Source organism: Burkholderia sp. BCC1977 (assembly GCF_905339595.1).
In the GTDB taxonomy this organism is placed as follows: domain Bacteria; phylum Pseudomonadota; class Gammaproteobacteria; order Burkholderiales; family Burkholderiaceae; genus Burkholderia.
In genome coordinates, this window is record NZ_CAJPGQ010000192.1 from 1 (window position 1) to 343 (window position 343).

Consider the following 343-nt stretch of genomic DNA (forward strand, 5'->3'; position numbering starts at 1 on the left):
TCAGGTGCGGCAATTGGCGCAGCAGGTCCAGCAGGCCACCGGCCAGACGGTGAAACTCGCCTTTGCCGACCAGGGCTATACCGGCGAAGACGCGGTGCAGGCTGCGCGTGACGAGGGCATCGAGTTGCAGGTCATCAAACTGCCCGAGGCGAAGAAGGGCTTCGTGCTGCTGCCGCGGCGCTGGGTGGTCGAACGCAGCTTCGGCTGGGTCAACCGCTTTCGCAGGCTCGCGCGCGACTACGAGCGCTTGCCCGAAACCCTCGCCGGATTGCATTTCGTTGTCTTCGTCACTTTGATGCTTGCTCATGCCGTTCCGTATTTTGAAAGTGCATAACACGCTCTA

At 61.5% G+C, this 343-nt stretch carries 1 protein-coding gene; it reads left to right on the forward strand.

Going from position 1 to position 343, the window contains the following annotated elements:
• Window positions 1–334, forward strand: a 334-nt coding sequence (locus U5771_RS35425; RefSeq protein ID WP_322028218.1) for a transposase, incomplete at its 5' end; no start/stop codon positions are given.
• Between the last annotated feature and the right edge of the window lie 9 nt (window positions 335–343).